The following is a 6624-nucleotide window of genomic DNA, read 5'->3' as shown; positions in this document are numbered from 1 at the left end:
CTGGGCGCAAAAGTGCCCAAGTCGAGGCTAGCACGGGCCCTCGAACGCGGAGGGGCTCCCATCGCGCGCGCGATGGAGGGAGGAGAGCGTCGCTCAGTAGAGCGCGATGGCGGGGAGGTTCGCGCCCATCTGGCCGGGCTGGTCGCCGCGGGCCATGGTGTCGCCGAGGCCGAGCTGGCCGCGGTTGTTGTACCCCCAGCACTTGAGGCTGTTGCCGTGGATGACGGCGCAGGTCTGGAGGTAGGCGCTGCCGATGGCCGTGGCCACGTTGCCGGGGCCGAGGTCGACGGCGGGGAGGTTGTCGCCCATCTGGTTCGGCGCGGTGCCGCGGTTCTGGGTGTCGCCGAGGCCGAGCACGCCTTGCTCGTTGAGGCCCCAGCACTTGAGGGTGTCGTTGTCGAGGATGGCGCAGGCGGACCGGAAGCCCCGGGCGATGGTGGTGGCGATCCTGCCGGTGCCGAGGTCGACGGCGGGGAGGGCGTCGCCCATCTCGCCAGGCTGGTCTCCGAGGATCGCTGCATTGCCCGAGAGGCCGAGGCCGAGGGCGTACGTGCCCCAGCACTTGAGGGTGTCATTGTCGAGGAGGGCGCAGGTGCCGGCGCCGTGGGCACGGATGGCCTTGGCGGTCCTGCCAGTGCCGAGGTTGACGGTGGCGAGGGCGTTGCCCATCTCGCCCGGGCTGTTGCCGCGATCGTTGGTGCTGCCGAGGCCGAGCTGGCCTTGCTGGGCGCTGCCCCAGCATTTGACGGTGTAGTCGTCGAGGAGGGCGCAGGTGTGGTGGTAGCCGGCAGCGAGGGCCCTGGCGGTCCTGCCAGTGCCGAGGGGGATGGTGGGGAGGGCGTCGCCCATCTGGCCCGGGGCGGTGCCACGGTGGGTGGTGTCGCCCAGGCCGAGCTGGCCGAATTCGTTGTCGCCCCAGCACTTGACGGTGTTGTCGTCGAGGAGGGCGCAGCTATGGCCGGAGCCGGTGACGACGGCCTTGACGGTCCTGCCGGTGCCGAGGAGGACGGGAGGGAGGTTGTCGCCCATCTCGTTCGGCCCATCGCCAAGGGCCATGGTGTGACCCTGCCCGAGGGCGCCGAAGGAGTTGTTGCCCCAGCACTTGAGGCTCGCGTCGTCGAGGAGGGCGCAGGTGTGGGCGACGCCCACGGAGATGGCGGCCGCGGTCCTGCCGGTGCCGAGGTCGACGGCGGGGAGGTTCGCGCCCATCTCGCCGGGCTCGTCGCCGCGGTCGTTGGTGTCGCCGAGGCCGAGCCGTCCGCTGGTGCCGGCGCCCCAGCACTTGACGGCTCCAGTGCCGAGGAGGGCGCAGGTGAACTCGTCGCCCATGGAGACGCTCACGACAGCCTCCAGGGTGCAGGTGGCGGAGCAGCCGTCGCCGCCCATGATGTTGCCGTCGTCGCAGGCCTCGCCAGCGTCGAGGATGGCGTCTCCACACACCGCGGGCCCAGCGCCGCCCATGCCGCCCTGTCCGCCAGTGCCGCCCTGTCCGCCAGTGCCGCCCTGTCCGCCAGTGCCGCCAGTGCCGCCAGTGCCGCCAGTGCCGCCAGTGCCACCCTGTCCGCCAGCGCCGCCCATGCCGCCAGCGCCGCCCATGCCGCCAGCGCCGCCAGCGCCGCCCTGTCCTGCGTCGCCACCCGCGCCTCCGTGCGCGCCGGCGCCGCCCTGTCCACCCACGCCAGGGGAGGCGCCCTGGCCGCCTTCACCGCCCTGGGTGCCGGTGGTGCTCGTGGTATTGCCGGGGGGATTGCCATCGCTGGAGCCGCAGCCGCTCGTGGCGAGGAGGCCGAGGAGGAGCGCCGTGGTGCACGGGAGCGGTGTGAAAACGTGTCGAGAGAGCATGGGTGCCTTTCCTGGATAGAGGCGGGTGTGCTGCAACCGGGGCGCACGCTATCACGCGCTCTCGGCTCCCGAGGAGGTGGCTCTCCTGCATGTCATGGGGTGGTGCCATCGTGTGCTGCGCAGAGGGCGGGACGCAGAGGGCGTGATGCAGAGCGCGGAGGGCGGGACGCAGAGCGCGTGATGCAGAGCGCGGGACGCAGAGCGCGTGATGCAGAGCGCGGGACGCAGAGCGCGTGATGCAGAGCGCGGGCTCAGGGATAAGGCTGTCGCTGGTTGTTCTCGAGGCCGCCTTTCTCGTCGCGTCCGCTCTGGCCGGTGCCGATCTGCATGGAAGAGCCGCCGCCGGGCTGTGCGCTGCGGATCGCAGGGTCCGGGCTCGCCACGGCGGGTATCGCTTCCTGCGGGGGCGCGGAGGGCGTCTCCCCGTCAGGGCGGAGCTGCACCATGGGGATGTTCTGCATGCCCCGGCAGGCAAGCGGGAAGATTTGCTGGGCGCTCTCGCGGTGTAGCTGCGCCTGCGCCATGATGTCGGAGAAGAAGTTGTCGAGGTCGGGGTCGCGCGAGACGCGCTGGCCCTCCACGCCGTAGCGCTCGATCAGCACGGCGGTCGAGAGCTGGTTGGTCAGGTAGGCCTCGTCGAAGGACCGTCCCGAGAGTCCCCGGAACCTCTTGATCTCTTCATCTCCGGTCTCGGCGAGGGCGCGCACCTGGGCGTCTTCGTGGCCCACGCTCTGCACGCCGAGCTTCTTTTCACGGGAAAGCTCGGCGATCTTGGTGAGGGCGCGTCGCTGGTGGTCGATGAGCGTCCAGGCGAAGGCGCGCACATCTGGGCTCGGGGACCTGGCAATGGCAAGGTAGGCCTTGGCGACGTCCGTCTGCGTGGCGGTCGCGATCGCGGCCATCAGACGGTCCGTGGCGCCCGCTTCGGTATCCATGACGCCGCCAGGGACCATGACGCCGCCAGGTTGCCCCTGCCCGGGGGCCACGGCTTCGGATCTCTCGGCAGCCACCGCTTCGCCTTGATTGCCTGGGTCGCAGCCAGCAAGCAGCGCGAGTACAGCAAGCATCCAGAGGGGTCGCATGGTGATCTCTCTCCTGTGGGGGTCCAGGAGGGGATCTGCGCCTTCCGTGCCGGGGGACGTGAGCACGAACCTCCACCCGTCGCCGGGCAGCCGCCGGGGAGGCGATCAGGCGGGGGCGGTGCTCCTTGACAGTATATATGACGTGCGTAATGTGTGCACGTCGTCACCGGGACCGCACCACCGCGGGCACCCTTGGGCAGAGGAGAAGACACGTGCGAACCAAGATTTTCGGGCGACGTACCGGGCTGCGTGTATCCGAGCTGGCGCTGGGGACCGGCAACTTCGGGACTGGCTGGGGCCACGGGGCGGAGCGCGACGAGGCGAAGAAGATCTTCGACGGGTACGCGGAGGCGGGGGGGTACTTCATCGACACCGCCGAGGGCTACCAGGCGGGGCAGTCGGAGGCGCTGGTCGGGGAGTTCATCGCGTCGGAGCGCGACCACTTCGTGCTGGCGACGAAGTTCACGATGGGGGTCACCCCGCAGGACGGAGTCTCGCACCTGGGCAACAGCCGCAAGAACATGGTGCGGGCGCTGGAGGCGAGCCTGAAGCGGCTGAAGACGGAGCGGGTGGACCTGTACTGGGTGCACATGCCCGACGGGGCGACGCCCACCGAGGAGATCGTGCGCGGGCTGGATGACCTGGTGCGCGCGGGCAAGATCCACTACGCGGGGCTGTCGAACTTCCCGGCGTGGCGGGTGGCGCGCGCCGATCTGCTGGCAGAGCTGCGGGGGTGGGCGCCGATTGCGGGGATCCAGATCGAGTACAGCCTGGCGGAGCGCACGCCGGACCGGGAGCTGCTGCCGATGGCCGAGGCGCTGGGGCTGGGCGCGGCGCTGTGGTCGCCGCTCGGGGGAGGGTTCCTGACGGGCAAGTACCGCGGGGGTGAGGAGGGGCGGCTGAAGGGGCTCGGGATGCTGGTCCACACCGAGAAGAGCGCGCGAGAGACGGCGATCCTGGACGCGGTGCTGGCCGTGGCGGAGGAGACCAAGGCGCCCGCGACCCACGTGGCGATTGCGTGGCTGCGCGAGAAGGCAGCGCATTCGACGACGGCGCTGATCCCGATCCTGGGGCCACGCACGCGGGCGCAGCTCGACGCGACGCTCGGGGCGCTGTCGCTGTCGCTGTCGCCCGAGCAGGTGACGCGGCTCGACACGGCGAGCGAGGTGTCGCTCGGGGTGCCCCACGCCTCCATCAAGGAGTTCGCGCCGAAGCTTGGCGGCGGGAAGGGCGACGTGATCGATGCGCCGGTCATTCCGGTGTCGTGAGGCGGCGGGCGATGACGCGGTGAAAGGAAGGTTGTGTCATGGGAGATGAACGCTATGAGCCGGGGAAGACAGGGCTGCTTCTGGTCGATCCGTACAACGACTTCCTGAGCGAGGGCGGCAAGCTCTGGCCCGCGGTGAAGAAGACGGCGGAGGCAGTCGATCTGCTGAAGCACCTGCGGGAGGTGACGGCGGCGGCGCGGGCCGCGGGGATCCAGGTGTTCGTGGTGCCGCACCGCAGGTGGCGTCCTGGTGATTACCAGGGCTGGAGGCAGCAGACGTCGGGGCAGAAGGGCGCGAACGAGAAGCAGCTCTTCGCGGTGGGGAGCTGGGGCGGAGAATGGCACCCGGACTTCGCGCCGCAGGAGGGCGACGTGCTGGTCGGGGAGCACTGGGCGCAGAGCGGGTTCGCGAACACCGATCTCGACATGCAGCTCAAGCAGCACCGGGTGGAGAAGATCGTGCTGGTGGGGATGGTGGCGAATACGTGCCTGGAATCGACGGGCAGGTTCGGGATGGAGCTCGGATACCACGTGACGCTGGTCCGGGACGCGACGGCGGCATTCTCGGAGGAAGCAATGCACGCGGCGCACCAGGTCAACGGTCCGTCATTCGCACACGCAATCGTCACGACGGAGGAGCTGCTGGGGCAGTTCTCGAAGGGGTAGGGGAGGGGACGCGCGTCCCCTCGTGGAGACTAAACATCGGCGATGCTCGCCATCTGGGCGCGCTGGGGGGCGGGGGCAGGGGTCGCGCCGGAGGGGAGGGCGCGGGTGAGCCAGCTACTGTTGTGGGGGGTGAGGATCGCCCAGGGGGTGATCCAGGAGAGGGCGAAGGTGGACCAGAGGCCGTAGAGGGCCATCCAGGGGGCGAGGCCGGGGCCGCGGAGGAGGCGGCAGGCGAGGGCAGGGAGGATGGCGGAGAGCAGGGTGCCCACGAAGAGGGTGACGAGGGTGGTGAGCGGGGCCATGACAAGGGCGACGACGAGGGCCGCGCTGCCGAGCATGGCGCCGAGCATGGCGAGGGCGCCATGGAGGGCGAGGAGGCGCAGGCCGAGGAGGCCCGAGGGGCGGATGGGCCGGAAGACGAAGGTGAGGAGCGCGAGGGACTCGCGGACGTTGCTGCGGCCCCAGCGGAGGAGCATGCGGGAGAGGGCGCGGTAGGTCGCCGGGACGGTGGTCTCGACGATGGCGGTGGACTGGAAGACGACCGAGAAGCCAGCGCGGAGGACGAGGTTGGTGAGGGCGCGGTCCTCGCCGATGTTGGCAGGGCGGCCCATGAAGGTCTGGTCGCGCCACTCGTCGATGACCATGCGCACGAGGTCGGTGCGGTACGCCGCCGCGGCGCCCGGGGTGCAGAGGACGGCGCCGAGCACGCTCTGGCCAGCGCGGATGAGTTCGAAGGAGTAGGTGAAGGAGGCGTCGAGGATGCGGGCGATGGTGCCGTCCTGGCGGGAGAGGACGCGGATGTTGCCAGCGACGGCGCCGACGCGGGGATCGGCGACGAAGGGCGCGACGAGGTGCTGCAAGGTGTCGGGGTGCACCTCGGAGTCGCTGTCGATGGTGACGACGATCCGGCCGCGGGCGTGGGCGAAGCCTGCCGCGAGGGCGTGGCGCTTGCCGCGGTTCCGGGGCATGCGGAGGATTTCGAGGGTGGCGCCGAGCTGCTCCTTGGCGCGGCGCATCCAGCGCCAGGTGTCGTCCTGGCTGCCGTCGTCGACGGCGAGGATCTGGAGGCGGTCTTCGGGGTAGTCGCTGCGCGCAAGGCTGACGAGGGTCTCCAGGACCTGGCGGCCTTCGTTGTAGGCGGGGACGATGACGGTGATGAAGGGGAGGTGCTTGCCGGCAGGAGGGGCGACGGGGCGGTAGCGGGTGGCGAGGACGATGCGCCACACGGTGAAGGCCAGCGCCGCCGCGAGGAGGGAGACCGTGGTGAAGGAGAGGGAGTCGACGAGGCTTCCGTCGACACGACCGAGGACGAAGCGCTGCGCGGGGAACCAGGCGCCGAGCGAGAGCACCGCGACGAGCACCGCGGCAGGTACGAGGATGCGGAGCGACTGGTAGCGGCGGGATGCAGGGGTCTCCTGAGCATGCGCGCTGCTGGTCGACATCGGTGTCACGTTCGTCCTTCCCTTTCCTGGCTGTTCCTGGGTGCTTCGCGCGTCCGTGGCGGTGCGTGCCCGCCTCGGTCGGTGCGAGGGGTGTGTTGGAGATCGCAGCCGTGGAACGCGGCGCTTCGCCGTGTCGTTCGGCCGTGAGCGGGGGATGCTGATGGCAAGGGCTATGCCCAGCCGATTCCCGGGGAATTTCGAGGAGCTATGCGCGCGAGGCAGGTGTGATCGGGGAATTCTTCCCAGGCCAGGGGTGCTGCCCCGCGCGCGGAGCAGGGAAAGTTTCCCCCGGCAGTCTGGAAGTCCCTGCTCAGGGGGCGTGCAG

General features: G+C 70.4%; 5 protein-coding genes. 2 read left to right on the top strand and 3 right to left on the bottom strand.

Annotated elements, in window-relative coordinates; all coding sequences use genetic code 11:
- Positions 1–93: 93 nt before the first annotated feature.
- Positions 94–1842, bottom strand: coding sequence for a hypothetical protein (locus CAP_RS24385; RefSeq protein ID WP_044245088.1), 1749 nt, complete (start codon positions 1840–1842; stop codon positions 94–96).
- A gap of 251 nt (positions 1843–2093) precedes the next feature.
- Positions 2094–2924 (bottom strand): DUF4142 domain-containing protein, encoded by an 831-nt coding sequence (locus tag CAP_RS24380; RefSeq protein ID WP_156041103.1) that lies wholly within the window; start codon positions 2922–2924, stop codon positions 2094–2096.
- Positions 2925–3136: 212 nt separating this feature from the next.
- On the opposite strand from CAP_RS24380, the gene CAP_RS24375 reads away from it, so the two are divergent.
- Positions 3137–4192 (top strand): aldo/keto reductase, encoded by a 1056-nt coding sequence (locus CAP_RS24375; protein WP_044245082.1) that lies wholly within the window; start codon positions 3137–3139, stop codon positions 4190–4192.
- Between the two features lie 38 nt (positions 4193–4230).
- Positions 4231–4857 carry a cysteine hydrolase family protein gene (locus CAP_RS24370; RefSeq protein WP_044245081.1) on the top strand — a complete coding sequence of 209 codons (627 nt, stop codon included), beginning with the start codon at positions 4231–4233 and terminating at the stop codon, positions 4855–4857.
- Between the two features lie 29 nt (positions 4858–4886).
- Here the strand turns inward: CAP_RS24370 and CAP_RS24365 are convergent, their stop codons facing one another.
- Positions 4887–6299, bottom strand: coding sequence for a glycosyltransferase family 2 protein (locus CAP_RS24365; protein WP_052375819.1), 1413 nt, complete (start codon positions 6297–6299; stop codon positions 4887–4889).
- Positions 6300–6624: the final 325 nt, after the last annotated feature.

Origin of the sequence: Chondromyces apiculatus DSM 436, from assembly GCF_000601485.1 — a bacterium.
GTDB lineage: Bacteria > Myxococcota_A > Polyangia > Polyangiales > Polyangiaceae > Chondromyces > Chondromyces apiculatus.
The sequence above is the reverse complement of the archived record's forward strand: the minus strand, read 5'-3'. Positions and strand labels throughout refer to the sequence as shown.